Annotated in this window: 20 protein-coding genes; 1 reads left to right on the forward strand and 19 read right to left on the reverse strand. The window is 65.6% G+C overall.

Annotated features, from left to right (window positions below; translation table 11 throughout):
- Positions 1-5: 5 nt before the first annotated feature.
- On the reverse strand, positions 6-611 hold the full coding sequence (locus VC352_RS10820) for a glutathione S-transferase (RefSeq protein WP_322979562.1): 606 nt from the start codon (positions 609-611) through the stop codon (positions 6-8).
- A gap of 168 nt (positions 612-779) precedes the next feature.
- Here VC352_RS10820 and VC352_RS10825 point away from each other — a divergent pair, with 168 nt between their 5' ends.
- A complete protein-coding gene (locus tag VC352_RS10825; protein WP_322979563.1) occupies positions 780-1,691 on the forward strand; it encodes a LysR substrate-binding domain-containing protein in 912 nt (303 codons plus the stop codon).
- Positions 1,692-1,773: 82 nt separating this feature from the next.
- Here VC352_RS10825 and madM read toward each other — a convergent pair whose 3' ends face one another.
- The 18 genes from madM to flgG form a co-directional block, all read right to left on the reverse strand.
- Positions 1,774-2,538, reverse strand: a complete 765-nt coding sequence (gene madM / locus VC352_RS10830; protein ID WP_322979564.1) for a malonate transporter subunit MadM — start codon at positions 2,536-2,538, stop codon at positions 1,774-1,776.
- Positions 2,539-2,543: 5 nt separating this feature from the next.
- A complete protein-coding gene (gene madL / locus VC352_RS10835; RefSeq protein ID WP_322979565.1) occupies positions 2,544-2,945 on the reverse strand; it encodes a malonate transporter subunit MadL in 402 nt (133 codons plus the stop codon).
- A gap of 62 nt (positions 2,946-3,007) precedes the next feature.
- Entirely contained in the window at positions 3,008-3,934 is a 927-nt protein-coding gene (gene mdcH / locus VC352_RS10840) for a malonate decarboxylase subunit epsilon (protein ID WP_322979566.1), read from the reverse strand.
- Positions 3,931-4,566 (reverse strand): malonate decarboxylase holo-ACP synthase, encoded by a 636-nt coding sequence (locus VC352_RS10845; protein ID WP_322979567.1) that lies wholly within the window; start codon positions 4,564-4,566, stop codon positions 3,931-3,933. The genes mdcH and VC352_RS10845 overlap by 4 nt, the downstream gene beginning before the upstream one ends.
- Positions 4,567-4,644: 78 nt before the next feature.
- Positions 4,645-5,451, reverse strand: a complete 807-nt coding sequence (gene mdcE / locus VC352_RS10850) for a biotin-independent malonate decarboxylase subunit gamma (RefSeq protein ID WP_322979568.1) — start codon at positions 5,449-5,451, stop codon at positions 4,645-4,647.
- Between the two features lie 2 nt (positions 5,452-5,453).
- Complete coding sequence (locus tag VC352_RS10855; RefSeq protein WP_322979569.1) at positions 5,454-6,305, reverse strand: biotin-independent malonate decarboxylase subunit beta; 852 nt, start codon at positions 6,303-6,305, stop codon at positions 5,454-5,456.
- Positions 6,298-6,597, reverse strand: coding sequence for a malonate decarboxylase subunit delta (locus VC352_RS10860; protein WP_322979570.1), 300 nt, complete (start codon positions 6,595-6,597; stop codon positions 6,298-6,300). The genes VC352_RS10855 and VC352_RS10860 overlap by 8 nt, the downstream gene beginning before the upstream one ends.
- 1 nt (position 6,598) lies before the next feature.
- Entirely contained in the window at positions 6,599-7,477 is an 879-nt protein-coding gene (locus VC352_RS10865) for a triphosphoribosyl-dephospho-CoA synthase (protein ID WP_322979571.1), read from the reverse strand.
- The gene (gene mdcA / locus VC352_RS10870; RefSeq protein ID WP_322979572.1) at positions 7,477-9,138 is read right to left on the reverse strand and encodes a malonate decarboxylase subunit alpha; all 1,662 of its coding nucleotides are present in this window, start codon (positions 9,136-9,138) and stop codon (positions 7,477-7,479) included. Before mdcA ends, VC352_RS10865 begins: the two co-directional genes overlap by 1 nt.
- Before the next feature lie 105 nt (positions 9,139-9,243).
- Positions 9,244-10,215 (reverse strand): sensor domain-containing diguanylate cyclase, encoded by a 972-nt coding sequence (locus VC352_RS10875; RefSeq protein WP_322979573.1) that lies wholly within the window; start codon positions 10,213-10,215, stop codon positions 9,244-9,246.
- A 78-nt stretch (positions 10,216-10,293) separates the two neighbouring features.
- A complete protein-coding gene (locus VC352_RS10880; protein WP_322979574.1) occupies positions 10,294-11,076 on the reverse strand; it encodes a type IV pili methyl-accepting chemotaxis transducer N-terminal domain-containing protein in 783 nt (260 codons plus the stop codon).
- 293 nt (positions 11,077-11,369) lie between these two features.
- Positions 11,370-12,404: a hypothetical protein gene (locus VC352_RS10885; RefSeq protein WP_322979619.1), complete on the reverse strand. Its 1,035-nt coding sequence runs from the start codon at positions 12,402-12,404 to the stop codon at positions 11,370-11,372.
- Positions 12,405-12,417: 13 nt separating this feature from the next.
- A complete protein-coding gene (gene flgL, locus VC352_RS10890; RefSeq protein WP_322979620.1) occupies positions 12,418-13,332 on the reverse strand; it encodes a flagellar hook-associated protein FlgL in 915 nt (304 codons plus the stop codon).
- Positions 13,333-13,358: 26 nt separating this feature from the next.
- On the reverse strand, positions 13,359-14,726 hold the full coding sequence (flgK, locus tag VC352_RS10895; RefSeq protein ID WP_322979575.1) for a flagellar hook-associated protein FlgK: 1,368 nt from the start codon (positions 14,724-14,726) through the stop codon (positions 13,359-13,361).
- Complete coding sequence (locus tag VC352_RS10900) at positions 14,723-15,880, reverse strand: transglycosylase SLT domain-containing protein (RefSeq protein ID WP_322979576.1); 1,158 nt, start codon at positions 15,878-15,880, stop codon at positions 14,723-14,725. The genes flgK and VC352_RS10900 overlap by 4 nt, the downstream gene beginning before the upstream one ends.
- A 3-nt stretch (positions 15,881-15,883) precedes the next feature.
- The gene (locus VC352_RS10905) at positions 15,884-16,978 is read right to left on the reverse strand and encodes a flagellar basal body P-ring protein FlgI (protein ID WP_322979577.1); all 1,095 of its coding nucleotides are present in this window, start codon (positions 16,976-16,978) and stop codon (positions 15,884-15,886) included.
- Positions 16,979-16,990: 12 nt separating this feature from the next.
- Positions 16,991-17,653 carry a flagellar basal body L-ring protein FlgH gene (gene flgH, locus VC352_RS10910; RefSeq protein ID WP_322979578.1) on the reverse strand — a complete coding sequence of 221 codons (663 nt, stop codon included), beginning with the start codon at positions 17,651-17,653 and terminating at the stop codon, positions 16,991-16,993.
- Positions 17,654-17,658: 5 nt separating this feature from the next.
- Entirely contained in the window at positions 17,659-18,444 is a 786-nt protein-coding gene (gene flgG / locus VC352_RS10915; protein ID WP_322979579.1) for a flagellar basal-body rod protein FlgG, read from the reverse strand.
- Between the last annotated feature and the right edge of the window lie 102 nt (positions 18,445-18,546).

Below are 18,546 nucleotides of genomic sequence, written 5' to 3' on the forward strand. Positions count from 1 at the left end.
GTGATTCACACCGGCGCAGTGGCCTGCATCGAGGGGCGCTGGGCGAAGGCCTGCTGGAATGCTGCCAGGCCAGGATGAGTGGCACGCCAGTCAAGGTCGGCAAAGCGGAAATCCAGGTAACCCAGGGCACAGGCGACACCGACCTGTGCCAGATCGAGCGGGCCGTGTAGCTGGTCGATATGGCGTTCCAGTTCTGCCAGCGCCCGCTGCACCTTGCCCAGTTGGCCGTCCAGCCAGGCTGGCCATTGCAGTTCGGCTGGTCGCACGCCGCGCTCATAGCGCGCCAGCAGGGCGGCGTCCATCAGGCCGTCGGCCAGAGCCGCCAGACGCAGCACCGGCCAGCGCGCGGCACCATCCGGTAGTAGCTTCGTACCTTGATGCTGGGTGTCGAGGTATTCGCAGATCACCCGGCTGTCATAGAGCGCCTCACCGTCATCGGTCAGCAGTACCGGAATCTTGCCCAGCGGGTTGAGCGCGTTGACCCGTTCGTTCAGCGTGGTCGGCAGCACGGCGGTATCGAGCAGCTCGATGCGCGCCAGCAAGCCGGTTTCGGCGGCCAGCACGCGAACCTTGCGCGCAAAGGGTGAAGCGGCGGCGTAGATCAATTGCATGGAAGCTCCCTTGAGCACATGAAGATGGGACGAAGCACCGCACTACAGCACAGTTCTTCCGCCAAGGTCATCCGCGCTATCTGGAAATGCCTGCAAAGTCGCACGCCGGTACACCGCTCATTCCTGCAGATGCGGCACAATCGGCCATCGCTGGAAAAGGACAGGCCGATGCTGATCGATGAAGAACTGACGCTGAAAAAACTGGAGGTCTTTCTCGCCTTCATGCGCAGCGGCAACCTGGCGCGTGCCGCCAGCGAGCTGCAGACCAGCAATGTCAGCGTGCACCGCGCCATCCACTCGCTGGAGAGTGCGCTGCGCTGCCCGCTGTTCAAGCACGAGGGGCGCAACCTGATCCCGCTGGAAAGCGCCTATGTGCTGGAAGAGAAAGCACAGAAACTGATCCAGGATGCCCAGGAAATGGTGCGCCTGACCCGCGAGGCGGCCGGCTTCGGTGCCGAGCGTTTCAAGCTCGGCGCGCTCTATTCGCTGACGGTGAAAACCGTGCCGCAACTGATCATGGGCCTGAAGCTGCGCCGCAGCGAGCTGAACATCGATCTGGTACTCGGCTCCAACGTCGACCTGCTGTACAAGCTGAAGAACATGGAACTGGACGCCATCCTGATTGCCCTCGACGACAGCATCAGCGACCCGGATTGCGAGCAACTGGCCCTGTTCTCCGATGACATCTTCCTCGCCGCACCCAACGACTCGCCTTTCGCCGAACAGACCGAGGTCGACCTGGCCGACCTGCGCGACTCGACCTTCATTACCCTGACCCAGGGCTACGCCACCTTCCGCGATGGCGCACGGGTATTCCAGCAGGCCGGTTTCGAACCGAAGGTGGCGATGCAGGTGAAGGACATCTTCACCCTGCTGAGCATGGTCAGCTCCGGCGTCGGCTACGCCCTGCTGCCAGGGCGAGTGGCGGCGGTGTACGAGAACCGGGTGAAGCTGATTCCGCTGCAGGCCAAGTACCACCTGCAGCAGCATATCGGCGTGGTGTTCCTCAAGGCCAAGGAGCGCGACCCCAACTTGCTGGCGCTATTGGCCGAGTGCCGGATGTACAGTCGCCAGTCGTAACGGCAGGTGTCGCCGCTGAAGCGCCTCCCACAAGGCGCGCTTGAGCCGGAATAAAAAGCCCGCCACAAGGGCGGGCGAAAGGTCAGCCTAGAAGGCCGCGCATCAGAAAGTAGAGCAAGGATGGGCCGAGCAGGCAGCCCAGGGCGGTGTAGAAGGCCGCCGTCAGGCAGCCGTACGGCACCAGTTTGGGATCGGTCGCCGCCAGGCCGCCGGCCACGCCGCTGGAGGTGCCCATCAGGCCGCCGAAGATCACCGCGCTGCGCGGGTTGTTCAGGCCGATATAGGGAGCGACGAAGGGGGTGGCCACCATCACCAGAATCGCCTTGATCAGACCCGCCGCGATGGACAACGCCATCACATCGGAGCTGGCACCAATCGCTGCGCCAGTGACCGGGCCAACGATATAGGTCACCGCGCCGGTGCCGATGGTGGTCAGGCTGACCACGTCGGTGTAACCAAAGGCCATGGCCACCGCCACGCCGGCAATGAAGGACGTGAACACGCCGACGAACAGCGCCAGCACGCCGGCGAACCCGGCGCGCTTGAGCTCCTCGACACTGACGCCGAAGCCGGTGGCAACGATGGCGAAGTCACGCAGCATGGCGCCGCCGAGCAGGCCGACGCCGGCGAACAGGGGAATGTCCACCAGGCCTTTCTGGCCGCCGGTATAGGCACCGCCGATATAGGACAGCAGCAAGCCGAGCAGGATGGCGATGGCCGAGCCGTGCAGACGGCCCTTGGTGAATTTGTCGGAAATCCAGTACGACACCCACATGGTGATGCCGATGATGGCGAAGCCGCTGAGCAGGCCGTAACTGGTAATGACCTTCATCAAAGATTCGTACATGGCAATCACCGTGGCGCTTTGGTCAGGGAGGGGGCAACGTCGGTTTCAGGCTTCTTTTGCCCGATACGGCTCAGTGCCGGTACCAGGGCGAAACCGATCACGACTGCAGCGGTGCCGGCGAGAATCGCCATCGGCCCGCCCTTGAGGGCGCCGTAGACGTTCTGCTGAGCGGCCATGGCGACCACGATGGGGATGTAGATGGCACTCCAGAATTCGACGCCCTGTTCCGACTTGCCGGTGAACAGACCGCGCTTGTTCAGGTAACTCCCGAGAAAGATCAGCAGCATCATGGCGATGCCGACGCCGCCGACGTTGGCGGGCACACCGATGAGTTTGCCCAGCAGTTCACCGATGAAGATGCCCGCCAGGGTGCAGAACGCCAGGAAGGCGACACCGTAGATAATCATTGTTGTTGTCCTCGTCTTACGTATCGAAGTTGTTGTTTTTGTGCTTCGGTAAACGCTACGGCTCAGCGGTCGCGGCTTACCTCCTGACGCAACATGGCGTCGAGTGTATCCAGACGGGCACCGCTGAAGGCGATGGCCTGGGCGGGTTCGAAAACGCGACGGGCAAGGCCAGTCAGTACGCCGCCGGGTGGCAGTTCCAGGTGCAGGCGCACGCCGCGTTCATAGGCGGTGACGAGCGTGGCCTGCCAGTCGACGACGCGGCTCATGTTGTAAGCCAGGTCGTCACGCAGGGTTTCGGGATCACGAATCAGGCGCGCCGAGCTGCCGCTCAGGTAGCGCACTTGCGGGGCGCGCAGCTCGACCTTGGCGAAGGCGGCAGCCAACTCGCGAGCCGGTGCATCGAGCAGTTCGCAGTGCGACGGCACGCTCATGGACAGACGTTTTGCCGCGCCAGCACCGAGCGCGCGAGCACGTTCGGCGACCTTCGCCATGGCGGTATCGCTACCGGCGATCACCAACTGGGTTTCGGCATTGATATTGGCCAGGTAGACCTGGCCTTCGGCTTCGGCCAGCAGGCGTTCGACGCGGCCCTGGTCGAGGCCGAGGATGGCGGTCATGCCGTAGCCGCTGGGATAGGCGCGCTGCATCAGCTCGCCGCGCAGGGCCACCAGGCGCACGGCATCGGCAAACTCCAGCGCGCCGGCCACCATGGCGGCGGCATAGGCACCGATGGAAAGACCTGCCACATAGTCCGGACGATGTCCGCGCTCGCTCAGCAGGCGCGCGGCGGCGACGCCAGCGATCAACAGGCAGAGCTGCACGGCGCGGGTGTCTTGAAGCGCCTCGGCCGAATCCAGCCGACGCACATCTTCATTCAGGGCGGCGCTGGCCTGCTCGATACAGGCCTGCACCACCGGCGCATCAGGCAAAGCCTGCAGCATGCCGGGCTGCTGCGCGCCCTGGCCGGGGAAGGCCCAGAGCGTGCTCACGCCGCCACCTGCTGGCGCTGCCACGGGTCGCTGATCAGCAGCGGGCCGTGCTGGGTTTTCAGCAAGACGCGTGGCGCCTCGCCGGCCCACTCGCGCAGCGCCACAGCACCGTATGGGGTTTCCAGTTGCAGATCGACGCGCCCCGGCGCCTCGTCCAGCAGGCGGCACAGGGTGCGTGCCCACTCGCGCGGCAGGTGATACGGCGCGCGCAGCGACAGATCGAGATCGCTGTCCGGATGCGCGGCGGCGATGCCGCTGGCCAACTCGAAACCCAGGCTGCCGGTCACGCCCCAGGCCAGGCCCAAGGCATCCAGACGTGGCGCCAGCTCACTCAGGGCACGCAGCGCCGGCCAATGCGACTGCGCATGGTTGCGCCAGCGCCCGGCGCGGGCGACTGCCTGCGGGGTGACCAGACGGCTGATATCGCTCAGGCACATCCAGGTGGCATAGCGCTGTTCACGCGCGGCTCCGCGAATACCCACCGCGACCCAGCCGGACTCGGCCGGCGCACGGCGCACCACCACCGGCACATGCCCGCCCAGGGCGGCACGAGCCCAGGCCGGCGCCTCCTGCGGCAGTTGCTCGGGACGCAGGCCCCAGAGCAGATCATGTGGACGGGGTGTGGAGTGCATCGGTATTTCCTATGTAGGGCGGGTGCAACCCGCCATTTCACGTGATTCAGAGTTGGCGGGTTTCACCCGCCCTACGGTTCACCACTGCGCACGCAGCGCCTCGCGTACCTGACTGGACGCCGCGCGGTTGGCGGCGCCCAGGCGGTTGCGCAGGTCACGCGGGCTGGCGGCGATATCGGCCAGGGCGCGACTCAGGGCGTTCTTCACATGCGCAAGGTCAGCCGCCGTGGGCTGCGTCACCTGCTGCACATCGAGCACCTCCGCCAGCAGGCCGAGCGAGGCATAGTTATCCAGGTCATAGGCCATCGGCGGCACCGTGGCGGCCAGTGCCTCCAACTCGTCGACGCTGCGCAGGGTGATGCGCGCGGCGGCGGCCTTGCCCATGGCATGCACCATCACCCCGGCATCGCGTAGGGCGATCAGGCGGTTGGCCTGGTAGCCGTGGGCGAGGAAGGCGCCGGACATGGCCTTGCCCACCAGCAGACCGATCACCGCATGCCCGGCCAGGCGGGCTCGGGCATAGGCGTCCACCGCGCCGGCCAGCGCCTGATGGATGCCGTAGGCCTCTTCGCGACGCCCGTAGGCCTGGCTCGGCACGTCGACGATGGCGATCAGTGCGCGCTTGTGCGTGTTATCGCGATCCGCCTCGATGGCTTCATCCACGGCCTGGGCCAGGCCCCAGCCTTCGAGCAAACCGACCTCACCGTTGCGGGCACGGGGGAATGGATTGTTGGCATCGGCGATCACCGCCAGATAGCGCACCGCCTGGCCGGCAAGCTCACCGTCGGCGACGCGCAGCGAGGCCGGCAAACCCTGTTTCGGCTGGGCATCGCCAGCCAGGGCCTGGAACCAGTGCAGGCCGCGTTGTTCTTGGACTGTGCTCATGTTCATGCTCCCTGGTAGGCGTTGCGCACGGCAGCGGCATCGGCCTGGACGGTGGTGTCGACGGCGCGCAGACGCGGCAGGAACCATGCGTGGCGCCGGCTGCGCTCCTGCGCCGGTTTGCCCTTGGCGAACAGCCCATGCAGCTCGCGGCGAATGGCCTCGACGTCATCACTCACGTAGCCATCGACCAGACCGCTGGCGTGGCGCTGCTCACCGCCGGTCAGGCTCCAGATAAAGGGACGGTCGCGCGAGTCGTATTCGTCCAGCCCGGCTTCCTGTTCGATCACCTGCGGGCCGTTGAGGCCCAGGCGCGCCTCGCGGGTCACAAGCAGGTAGCTGCACAACCCGGCGGCGATGGACATGCCGCCGAAGCAGCCAACCGGGCCGGCGACCAGGCCGATCACCGGCCGGTACTGGCGCAGCTCGACGATGGCGGCCTGAATTTCGGCGATGGCCGCCAGGCCCAGGTTGGCTTCCTGCAGGCGCACGCCGCCGGTTTCCAGCAGCAGCACGGCGCGGGTCGGCGTACCGGCCTTATTGTCTTCAGCCGCCAGCTCCAGGGCACCGGCGATCTTCGCCCCACCCACTTCGCCGAGGCTGCCGCCCTGGAAGGCACCTTCGATGGCGATCACCACCGCAGGCTGGCCGTCGATCAGGCCCTTGGCCACCACCACGCCGTCATCGGCCTGCGGCACGATGCCCTGCTTGGGCAGCCAGGGCGACATCAGCCGGGCGAAGGGGTCGAGCAGCTCGCGGAAGCTGCCGGCATCGAGCAATGCCCGAGCACGCTCGCGAGCACCCAGTTCGGTAAAGCTGCGCTGCGCCAGCAGGCGCTGGATGTTTTGCTCAGCCATGGTTGAGTTCCTCCAGGCCCTGTTCCAGGCGCAGGCGCACCACACCCGGCGTAGCACCGAAATCATGAATGGCGATGCTCAACGCAGGCAGTTGCTGTTCGCGGAACATGCGCTCGAACAGCAGTTGCCAACGCGGCGCGCTACCGTTCACCGAGGTCACCACCTGAATCGCCAGGGTGCCGGCCTGGCCGGGTTCGAGAAGTACTTCGAGGTCGCCGGAGCCAACGCAGCCCACCAGCGCGCGGCCCTTGGCCGGTTGCCCGGCGGGGAATTGAAAAGACAGGGTTTCCATTTCACAGACTCCCAAGCTGCGCCGGCAGGCCATGCTGCAGGCGGTCGAGGAACAGGGTGGCGGCGAGCAGATCGGCAGCGCCGCCAGGCGAGGCACGCAGGTGCAGCATGTCGCGTTCGAGATCACGCAGCAGACGGCGACCGTCTAGGCTGGCGCAACCGCCGGCAGCGAGCACCGCACGGGCGCCGCTCTGCATGCGGGTCAGCCCGGCCATGCCGGCGCGGTAGAGCACGCAGGTGTCGGCCAGCTGAGTCATGATCGCCAGCAGGGCATCGAGACGAGCGTTCTGCTCCCCGGCCCCGGCGGCGCGGCTGCGCGCCAGTTGCGGCAGCGCCTGCTGGATGACTGCCGGGAAGCCCAACTGCGCTTCCTCACGGGCGCCATGCACGCCGTACAAACGGCAAACCTGCGCGCCATGGCTGTCGCCAGTGACAGGCGCGGCACGGTCGTTGAGCAGGGCCAGACGTGCTGCACGCAGGGCAACCTGCGCCGGAGCCAACTCGCTGGCATCCAATGCGGCAGCAGCGCTAAGCAAACCCAGCGCCCAGATCGCACCGCGATGGGTGTTGACGCCGCCGGTGACGCGCAGCATCTCCTGCTCGCCCTCGCGACCAATGCGGCCCACGTCCTCACGCAGTGCCTGGTCGATGGCACCACGTTGCTGGGCAGCCTCGGCCATGGCCTTGAAGCTTGGCCACAGGGCCAGCGCCGAAGCGTGCATCAGGCCCAGGTGCAGGTCAGTGTGCGCGCCGCTGCCACGGCGGTCGACCAGCCCCGGCTTGGGCGACAGGTCGGCCTCGTCGATCAGTGCGTCGACCGCCAGGTCGGCCAGCCAATCCCCTAATGAAAGCTGGGGCTGAATTGCAGTGAGTGCATTCATCACCAGCTCCTGAACTTGGCAGGCGGGTTGTACAGGCCGCCCGACCACTCGACCAGTTCGGCGATGCTCTTGGCCGCGAGCAGTTCGCGGCTGGCATCGGTGCGGCGAATGCCGAGGTCTTCGGGCAGGGCGATCAGCCCTTCGCGGCGCATGCGCTCGGTGTTTTTCGGGTCATGCCGCAGGCCGATGGCGGTGACGCCAGCCACCGCGGCGATCATCGCCTGGCGTTCTTCCAGGGAGCGCGCCTTGTACAGGTAGGCGATGCCTTCCTCGGTGAGCAGGTGGGTGACGTCATCGCCGTAAATCATGATCGGCGCCAGCGGCATGCCGGCCTTCTTCGCCACGTCCACCGCATCGAGCTGCTCGACGAAGGTGGGTTTGCCGCCTTCCTGGAAGGTCTCGACCATCTGTACCACCAGCTTCTTGCCACGCTCGAGCAGCGGCGCTTCGCTGTCACCCGGGCGCATGTCCAGCCAGGCTGGTGTCGAATGACGCCGACCGCGCGGGTCATGGCCCATGTTCGGCGCGCCGCCGAAGCCGGCGAGGCGGCCACGGGTCACGGTGGAGGAATGGCCATCGCCGTCCACTTGCAGGGTGGCGCCGATAAACAGGTCGACCGCGTACTGCCCGGCCAGCTGGCACATCATGCGGTTGGAACGCATCGAGCCGTCACGGCCGGTGAAGAACACGTCCGGGCGCTGGGCGATGTAGTGCTCCATGCCCAGTTCGGTGCCGAAGCAGTGCACGCTCTCCACCCAGCCGGTTTCGATGGCCGGGATCAGCGTCGGGTGCGGGTTGAGCGTCCAGTTGCGGCAGATCTTGCCCTTCAGGCCCAGCGACTCGCCGTAGGTCGGCAGGATCAGCTCGATGGCGGCGGTGTTGAAGCCGATGCCGTGGTTGAGCGACTGCACGTTGTGTTTTTCGTAGATGCCGCGAATCGCCATCATCGCCATCAGCACATGCACCGGCTTGATATGGCGCGGGTCGCGGGTGAACAGCGGCTCGATATAGAAAGGCTTGTCGGCCACCACCACGAAGTCGACCCAGGAAGCGGGGATGTCCACGCGCGGCAGCTCGTCGACGATCTCGTTGACCTGGAAGATCACGATGCCGTCGGAAAACGCCGTGGGCTCGACCAGCGCCGGAGTGTCCTCGGTGCTCGGGCCGGTGTAGATGTTGCCGTGGCGGTCGGCCTGGAAGCCGGCCACCAGGGCGACGTTGGGGATCAGATCCACCAGCAGACGCGAGTACAGCTCGATATAGGTGTGAATGGCGCCGACTTCCATCTGCCCGTCTTCGAGCAGCTGGCCGATGCGCAGGCTCTGCGGCCCGGCGAAGGAGAAGTCGAGCTTGCGCGCGATGCCGCGCTCGAACAGATCGAGGTGCTCGGCGCGGCTGACGCTGGGCATGATCATGTGCAGGTCGTGCAGGCGGCCGGGGTCGGCCTTGGCCAGCGAGCGGGAAAGGAAGTCCGCCTGCTTCTGGTTGTTGCCTTCGAGCACCACGCGATCGCCGGGGGCGATCAGCGCTTCGAGCGCCGCGACGATCTTGTCGCTGGGCAACACCACGCCATCGGCGAGGTTGCGCACCTGATCGAGTCGCCGCGCTTTTTCAGCGCGACGACGCGACCACTGCGGCGGTGGGGATATTGTTGTTGTCATTGAAGACTCCACGAGTTCCGCTGTCGTGGAGGCACCTTAGGGGCGTGACCAAGAGGTCATCAATCAAGCAGGCCGAGTAATCGTTACGCTCAGGTTAACGGTTGCTCAAGCACGGGCGTCAGCAGCCTTGTCGGGGAACGATTGGGAGGCGACCTTGGCCACCTGCGAGCGGTCACGACCAAGTTGCTTGGCCTGGTACAACAGCTTGTCCACGGCGTTGAGGAAATCCAGCGGACGATCATGCGCGCCCGGCACGATGGTGCCCACGCCGAGGCTGATGGTGAGCATGGACGATACCGACGAGCGCTCGTGCGGTATGCGCTGCTGGCGCACCTGCTGGCGGCAGCGCTCAGCGATATGGCGCGCGGCAGCCTCGTCAGTTTCCGGCAGCACCAGGACGAACTCCTCACCGCCGAAACGGCCGAGGAAGTCCCGTGGCCGGCTGGCGGCGAGGCTCAGCGCCTGGCCGACGCTTTTCAGGCAATCGTCGCCCTGGATATGGCCGTAATGGTCGTTGAACTGCTTGAAGTGATCGATATCCAGCAGGATCAGTGACAATGGCTGCAAAGTGCGCTGGGCATTGGCCCACTCGGTGGCCAGCACGCTGTCGAACATGCGCCGGTTGGCGACGCCAGTGAGGCCGTCCTTGTAGGAATATTCTTCCAGCTGCTTCTGCAGGGTCAGCAGCTGTTCCTCGGTCTTCTTGCGCTCGCTGATGTCGAACATGAAACCGATCAGCGATTCCACCTCGCCGTTGTCGTCGCGCACCACATGCACCACGTCGCGAATCCATACGTAGTCGCCAGCGGCGGTCAGCGCGCGGTAGTCGGCCTCATGGTCGACACCGTTCTGCGATTGCGAGATGCAGAATTCCACGACCCTGTCGCGATCATCCGCGTGGATGCGCGCCGCCCAGTCCTCGGCGCTGACCCAGCTGGCCTGCGACCAGCCCAGCAGTGTCTCGATCTGCGGGCCGATATAGGCGAAGGTCATGCTCTTCCAGTCGATCTTCCAGGGGATCGCCCGGGTGGACTCCAGCAGGGTCTTGTAGACCGCCTGATCAGTTGTTTCGCTCATGCTCGTCACCTCAGCCCGACTAGCGCCTGTTTATAGCGCAAAAGTGGGTCGCCAAGGTGACGGGCTAGCGAATCCCCATCAGGACTCGTCGGCTTTCAGGCCAGCGTACAGACGGGTCAGCTCGTTGAGCTGGCGGAACAGCGAGTCGGTGCTGACGGTGATCACGGTGGGTACGACGGCCTGGGTGTTCTTCAGGTCGATGCCCTTGACGGTGAAGCCCCAGTGGGCGCGAGCACGGCGCTGCGCTGCGGCGATTTCTTCGTTCGGCGTACCACGGGCTTCCAGTTCGGCGAGGATGGTCTCGAAGTCCTGCACCGACTTCTCCAGCTTGGCGTTCAGATCCGGCATCGGCACGTTCCAGGTCTGGGCCATGTAGAGCATGGCGATGCGCTGGGTCTGCACGCGTGCCCAGCCGCTGCGGTTGACGGTCGCACCCATCTCACCGAGGTGCTTGGCCATCGCGTCGGTAACGGCCTGGGTCTGCTGCAGCAGGGTTTCGCTGGTGGCTAGCAGCTCGACGGCCTTGGCGTGATCCGGCTTGGCCTCGACCTGTTGGCGATAGACGGCCCAGGTGGCGTCGACCTTGGCCAGCGCGGCCTTGATCTCGGGGTTGGGCGCATAGGCGTTGAGCGCCTTCTGGCTGGCGTCGAAGCGCTCGACGGTTTCCTTGAGCTGACGCTGGGCGGCGTCCACGCGCACGTCGGCGCCCAGCATCAGGTAGTCCTTGGCCATGCGCTGGCCCAGGGAGCGCTGCAGACCGGCCATGTTCATGGCCTCCGAGTCCGTGGTCTGGGCCCAGGCAGGCGCATGCACCAGGGCGGAAAAGCCCAGGGCGAGGAGGATCAGATACTTCTTCAACACGTCGGGTACTCCAAATTCGAGAATGAGGCATGCACCGGTCGGCCCTTGCCGTCGGTAGCGGGTCAACCCCTTGAATGCTGGGTTTTTATAGGAATGAGTAAAGACAGGAAACGCGAACGCGGCATCCCGGTACTGCGAAAAAGGGCGCGATGATAGCTGCTAAAACGCCATCATTCTGCGCAGCGGGTCAAGATTCGGATCAGTGGTCACTCGCGCAGAGCAGGATGCCACGCGGTAAAAAGACCACCGACCGCCGGAGTGGGGGAGGCGGCCGGCAGTCAAGCGGGTGGTGATCAGGACAGCAGGCTGACCACCGTGGTACGGCTGATGTTGGCCTGGGCGACGACGGTCTGGGTGACGGCCGAATAGCTGCTGGGGCTGCGCCGCATCAGGTTGAACACCTCGCCAGCGAAGTCGCGCGCCCATTCGCGTTCGTTCTGTTCGGCATGACGGGCGAGGAAGTCGCGGATTTCATCCTGACGATGGCTGAGCTGCTCGCGCAGCGAGCCGATCTTGTCCAGCGCCGTGACGACCTCGTCGAGGGCGCGACGCAGTTCGCGCGCGCTGTCCAGACGCGCCGCATCGGGCAGGCGCAGCATCTGCTCCTCGTGGCTCACCACGGGTGTCTGGGTCTTGCTCGCCAGCGTGCCTTCGCCCTGCACGCGCAACTCGCCGCGCAGTTCCTGCCACTCGCTCTCGCGGGCACTGAACTTGAGGCCACCACCATGATCCAGCTCGGCGCGGATACCGGCCTGGCCGAGCCCGGCATTGAAGCGACGCAGGATCTGCTGCTCGCTCAGCCCTTCTTCCAGCACCACGGCCAACGGCTCGTCGAGCTTGCGCCCGGCGCTGAACAGCAGGGTTTCCTTGCCGGCCTGCTGCAGGGCGGCGATGGAGTCCAGCCCTTCGAGGGTGAAGCGGCTGCGTACCGGTTCATTGAGGCGCAGCCTGAAGCTGGCATCCAGGGACTGGCCGGAGCGTTGGCTGCGTTCGGCGAGCAGCTTGCGCACCTGATCGAGCTCACGCTTGAGGTTATCGCGATCACCAGCCTGGGCATTGCTCAGCTCACGGCTGAGACTGAGCTTGAGCTGGCCGAGGCGCCCGGCCAGTTCGCCGAGGTAGCTGTCGGCGGCCTGCATCGAGGTCAGTTGCTGGTTGAGCTGCAGGTTGAAGCTGGCGCTCTTGCTGCGCACCTGGGCCTGCGCCTGAGCCTGCTCGGCATTGGCCTCGCCACGGCGCACGCGCGGCGCTGACGGCTCGCCCTGCACCGGGCGACGGCCTTGCGGGTCAAGGGAGGTGAGGATTGGGAGCTGCTTGTCGACCTTGATCACCGCAGACTCCTTACAGCAGGCTGAACAACGACATCTCGTTGATCTTCAGGTAAGTCTTCTGGGTCGCGCCCAGGGCCAACTGGTAGTTGTTCAGGTCGATGGACGCGCCCGCGTAGTCCAGCTGCGACAGCTCGCCCTCGATCTTCCGATTGACCAGGGACACCTCTTCGTTGCTGTCGGTCAGCAGGGTCAGGGCGTTCTGCCGGCCACCCAGTTCGGTGATGGCACCGAGCACGCGGCCGTGGCTGTCGTCGAGGGTGTCGATCATGTCGCTGATCTGCTGGCGTACCGCCGGATCACTGGAGTCCAGGGCCGGATCCTGCAGGGTGTTGAGCAGCCCCCGCAGTTGGTTGAGCATGTCCACGCCGGTGCCGTAGACGCTGGCAGCGGTGACGTTCTCGTCGACCAGCACGCCGTTGGCCACGGCGGCCTGACGGTGCTTGTCATTGCCGGTCAGGCTGTAGGTCTGGGTCGCGGCATCGAAGCTCAGCGCCGGGGTGTCGCTGAGGGTGCCGGAAAACAGGTAGCGGCCCTCTTCGTCGCGCACGTTGGCGAAGCTGAAGAGGGTGTCTTCGATGATCGACAGTTCACCCGCCATGGCCGCCAGGTCTTCGCTGGTATTGGCGCCGTTGCCCGCCCAGATCAACAGGTCACGCACGTTGAGCATGGCGTCGGAAGTGGACTTGAGGTTGGCCTCCTGAGTCGACAGGTTGCCGGAGACGTTGGCGATGTTCTTCGCGTATTGCTCCAGGCTCGCCTCCTCACGCTGCACACGCAGCACCCGCACGCTGGCGATGGGGTCGTCGGACGGCAGCAGGATGCGCTGGCTGGTGGCCATCTGCTGCATCAGCTTGCTCAACTCGGCGGAACTGGCGTTCATCGAGTTGTGCATCATCGCGGTGATCTGCGAGTTGGTGATCCGCATCATGGTCGGGCTCTCTTATCGGCGCGTCAGAACGCGGCGAGCATGTCGTCGAACAACTGGTTGGCGGTGCTGATCACTTTCATGTTGGCCTGATAGGCCTGCTGATAGGTCATCAGGTTGACGGCTTCCTCGTCCAGGCTGACGGCGCTGACGCTGTCGCGCTGGGCCTGCGCCTGCTGGGTCACGGTGATCGCGGACTTGAGGTCGGCCTGGTTCTGCCGGCTGTCGCTGGCGACCTTGCCGAGCAGCCCGGCGTAGGCGTCGTTGAGCGTGACCTGGCTGCCGTTCAGGGTGATGGTCTGGTTCTTCAGCTCGAGCAGATCGAGCAGCACCTCGTTGTTGCCGCTTTCGCCAGCCGCCGAGGAGAACGCCAGCTGTTCGGCGGTGAGCGGCTCGATACGCAGCAGCGCCGTGGTGCTGCTGGCGTCATAGACGAACAGCGGCTGGCCAGGGTTGCCATTGAGGTCGAAGCCGGTAGCCAGTACGTCGTTGACCATCTGCGCCAGTTGGCTGGCCATGTCGTGCAGGGCGGTCAGGTTCGGCCGCAGGCTGTTGTACTCGACATCGTGCAGGCCGCCGAAGGCGCCGCCGAAACCATCCTGATGCAGGGGGAAGCTGGTGCCGGCGAAGGCCAGGCTGACTTCCTGCTCGCCACTGGCGGTCATGCTCACCTTGAGCTGGCCGGCAGTCGGCCCGGCCACCAGCGGCTGGCCGTTGGCCAGGGCGACACTGACCGAGCCATCCGCCGTTTCGTTGATGCGCAGCTTGGCGTACTGGGTGAGGTCGCCCAGCAGGCTCTCGCGCTGATCGCGCAGCGCGGTGCTGTCACCCTTGACCGACTCGGTCTCGACGATCTTCTTGTTGAGCAGCGCGATGTTCGCGGTCAGGCCGTTGATTTCGGTGGCCATGGCCGTGCGCTGCTCCTGCAGCGCCTTGATCTGCGCATCGATGTTGCTGCTCAGGCCATTGAAGCGCTGCGCCAGGTTGCCGGACTCGCTGATGATCTGCTGGCGCAGGGCGATGGAGCCCGGCGTGGCGCTGGCCTCGCTGAGCGCGGCGAAGAACTGATCGAGGCCGGCGCTGATGCTCGAACCGGTACCGGACATCAGCGCTTCGAGCGCGGTCAGGTACTGCTGCGAGGCATCGTAGAAGTGCTCTTCGGTGGTGGCGCGCCACAGTTGCTGGCTATGAAATTCGTTGGTCATGCGGCGGATGCTGATCACCTCGACACCGCCGCCGACGCTCAGGCCGCCCTGCCCGGCCAGTGAACCGGTGACGGTCTGCAGGCGGCTGAAGCCCGGCGTCTTGACGTTGGCGATGTTCTGCCCGGTGGTGGCCATGCCCACCTGGCTGGCACGCACGCCGCTCATGGCGATCTGGTTGAGGGTGCTCACGACTTGCTCTCCTGGCGCTCGAACCGCATCGGCTGAGCAAAGGCCGCCAGACTGGCGCCCTGGGCACCGACGGCGGTGGATTCCGTTGTTACCGATGTATGGGCGACGGAATCTGCAGCGGACTTAAATGCCGGCTCGCGCCGGGCATCGGGCTCGTTGCCGAGGATGTTGCGGCTGGCAACGCTGCCCAGCAGTACGCCACTGCCGGCGCTGAGTGCGCTGGCCAGTTGCTGGCGGGTCTGCGCGCTCAAGGGCGCCTGGCTCTGCGCCTCGATGGGCGCGGCACGCGGTGCCTCGGCACGCAGCAGATCGCCGAGGATGCGCCGGGTATAGTCGCGGGTTTCCTGGAAGGGAATGCGCTCGATCCAGGCGCCGGTGCCGATCTCGCCACTGCGCGGGTCGCCATTGACCTTCAGCCACTCGTCGACACGTCCCGGGCCGGCGTTGTAGGCGGCCAACGCCAGCGCCTGGTGGCCGTCGTAACGCTGCAGCATCTTGTCCAGATAGGCCGTGCCGAGGCGCTTGTTGTAGGCAGCGTCGGTGGTCAGGCGCGCCTCGTCGAACGGCAGGCCCAGTTCGGCGGCCATGTCCCGCGCGGTATCAGGCATCAATTGCATCAAGCCGCGTGCGCCCTTGGCCGAGACGGCATCGACACGACCGCCGGACTCCTGGCGGATGACCCCATCGACCAGCGCGACGAAACCGGCCGAGCCCTTGTCCCAGGCCCGACCGAGGCTGTCGAGGCCACGCTGCCAGGTGGCGCGTAGCGGCTCCAGCAGGCTGCTGCCGGTGCGTGCAGGCAGCTCGGCCGAACGTGCCGCAGCCGCTGCACCATCAAGATCGGGGGCACTGTCGGCGCCGCCGGACAGCTGCTTGACCAGCATGTCGGCGATGCCGGTCTGCTTGCGCCCGGCCAGGGTCTCGGCCAGCACTTCGTCGTAGAAGTCGCGCATGGTGTCCATCTCGCGGCTGCGCATCGGGTTGCCTTCGGCGAGCACGTCGCTGGCCTTGCGCATCTGCTTGAGGATCTGCTGCAAAAACAGCGCCTCGAACTGCTCGGCCGCAGCCTGCAGTTGCTGTTCACGGGCGGCGCCGATGCCGTCAGCAGCGCCACGCTGGCTGTTCATGTGTTGCGCGAGGGAAACGATGCTCATGGCTCAGATCACGATCAGTTCGGCGTTGAGGGCACCGGCGCGCTCCAGCGCCTGGAGGATGCTCATGACATCATCCGGGGTGGCGCCCAGGCTGTTGACGGTATTGATGATGCTGTCGAGGCTGGCGCCATCGGGCCACTTGAACATGGCGTTCTTGTCCTGACTGACGGCCACATCGGAACTCGGCGTGACGGCGGTCTGACCGCCGGAGAAGGCGTTGGGCTGGCTGACCTGGGGGTTCTCGCTGATGGTCACGGTCAGCGTGCCGTGGGCCACGGCAGCGGCTTTCACCCGTACGCCCTGGCCGACCACCACTGTGCCGGTGCGGCTGTTGAACACCACTTTCGGCCGCTCACGACCTTCCTCGACATCCAGGCCTTCGAGCATGGCCATGAAGCCAATGCGCTGGGTGCTGGTGAGCGGCGCGCGAATGGCAATCTTGGTCGAGTCCAGCGCCGTGGCGGTGCCGCTGCCGAAACGCCCGTTGACCGCCTCGATCACCTTGGCGGCAGTCTGGAAGCTGGGCTGGCGCAGGTTGAGCATGACCTCGTCGCGGGTGGCGAAGTCGCTGGGGATCATGCGTTCGACCGTGGCGCCGTTGGGAATGCGGCCGCTGTTGGCGGAGTTGATCGCCACGCTGGAGCCGCTCTGGCCAGTGGCATTCAGGCCGCCGACGACCACGGCACCCTGGGCCAGCGCATAGGTCTCGCCATCGACGCCCTGCATCGGCGTCATCAGCAACTGGCCACCGCGCAGGCTCTTGGCATCGCCCAGCGAGGACACGATGACGTCCACGCTCTGCCCAGGGCTGTAGGACGGCGGAATCTCGGCAGTGACGGTGACCGCGGCGACGTTCTTCAGCTTGGGGTCGACGTTCGGCGGCAGGTTGACGCCGAACTGCTTGATCATGTTGGCCACCGACTGGCTGGTGAAACGCACCTGGTTCTTGTCGCCAGTGCCATCGAGGCCCACCACCAGGCCGTAGCCGATCAACTGGTTGCCACGGATGCCTTCGATGTCTACCAGATCCATCAGCGGTACGGCCCTGGAGGATACGGGCCAGATCAGGATGCAGGCCACGAGAAGACGTTTGAGCATGCTGGAGCGCCTTTAGAGAGGAAACAGCGGGCTGGTGAAGAAGCGCGTCAGCCAACCTGCCGAGTTGCTGTCGTTGAGCACGCCGCGCCCGGAGTAGGAAATGCGCGCGTTGGCCACGTTCTGCGAGGAAATCTGGTTGCTGCGGTCAATGTCGTCGACCCGTACCAGGCCGACCAGGCGGATGTATTCGTCGCCCTGGTTCAGGCGCAGAGCCTTCTCGCCCTTGATCAGCAGGGTGCCGTTGGGCAGCACCTGGTGCACGGTCACGGCGATGGAGCCACGCAGGGTGTTCTGCTGCGAGCTCTTGGCCGAACCGTCGAAATCACGCTCGGCCTCGGCGGAGCTTTCCAGGCGGTCGTAGGTTTTGCCCAATACCGTGGGAATACCGATGGCGGCACTGGCGTTCTTGCCGAAGCTGGTGCCGGCGCTCTTGCTCGACTGGGTCGACTCGTCGAGCACCACGGTGAGGATGTCGCCGACCCGTACCGCGCGCTTGTCGCCGATCAGCGAGCCGCTGTAGCCGCTGCGGAACAGGCCACCGCGCGAGGTCGGCGGCACGCTGTAGTCCAACTCCAGTGGCTGGTACTGGCTGGAGTCCTCGTCGGGCAGCATTTCGTTGAAGCTGGCACAACCGCCGAGTAACGACAGCAGGACGAACGGGAGCAGGCGCATCATGGCAATCACACGGTCTGGTTGAGGAACTGCTGCATGCCCGACGCGGCGTCGAGCACCTTGGCGTTGGCCTCGTAGGCGCGTTGGATGGAGATCATGTTGACCATGGCCTCGACCACCTGCACGTTGGAGCCTTCCAGTACACCCTGCTTGAGGTTGCCGAGGCCCTCCTCGCCTGGCGCACCTTCGGCCGGCTCGCCGCTGGCCACGGTTTCGCGATAGAGGTTGCCGCCCAGCGCTTCCAGGCCACCCGGATTGGGGAAGTTAACCAGGGTGATCTGGCCCAGCTCGCTGGGCTGGGTGTCACCGGCCAGCACGGCGGTCACGGTGCCATCGCTGCCCACGGTGAAACGGCTGCTGCCAGCCGGCACTTCGATGTTCGGCGTCAGCGGCAGGCCCTGGGCGTTGACGATCATGCCTTCGGCGTTGAGCTGGAACTGACCGCTCTCGGTGTAGTAGATGTCGCCGTTGGGCGCTTCCACCTGGAAGAAGCCGCTGCCGATGATGGCCAGATCCATCGGCTGGCCGGTGGTCTGGATGCTGCCCTCGGTGAACACCTTCTGCGTACCGGCGACGCGCACGCCGCTGCCGAGCTGGATGCCCGACGGTACGGTGTTGACCTGGTCAGCCTGAGCGCCGGGCTGCTTCTCGATGGCGTAGAACAGATCCTCGAACACCACGCGGTCGCTCTTGAAGCCGGTGGTGTTGACGTTGGCCAGGTTGTTGGCCACGGCGGTCATCGCCTTGTCCTGGGCGGCCAGGCCGGTCTTGCTGACCCACAGTGCGGAACTCATGTGCGTTACCTCGTCTGTCTGTAGCCCGGATGCAATCCGGGGAAATCGTTCCCGGATTGCATCCGGGCTACTCGTCGTGTTCGGTCACCCGTAGGGTGGGCT

The sequence above is a fragment of the Pseudomonas sp. C11 genome, assembly GCF_034683865.1.
Classification (GTDB): Bacteria; Pseudomonadota; Gammaproteobacteria; order Pseudomonadales; family Pseudomonadaceae; genus Aquipseudomonas.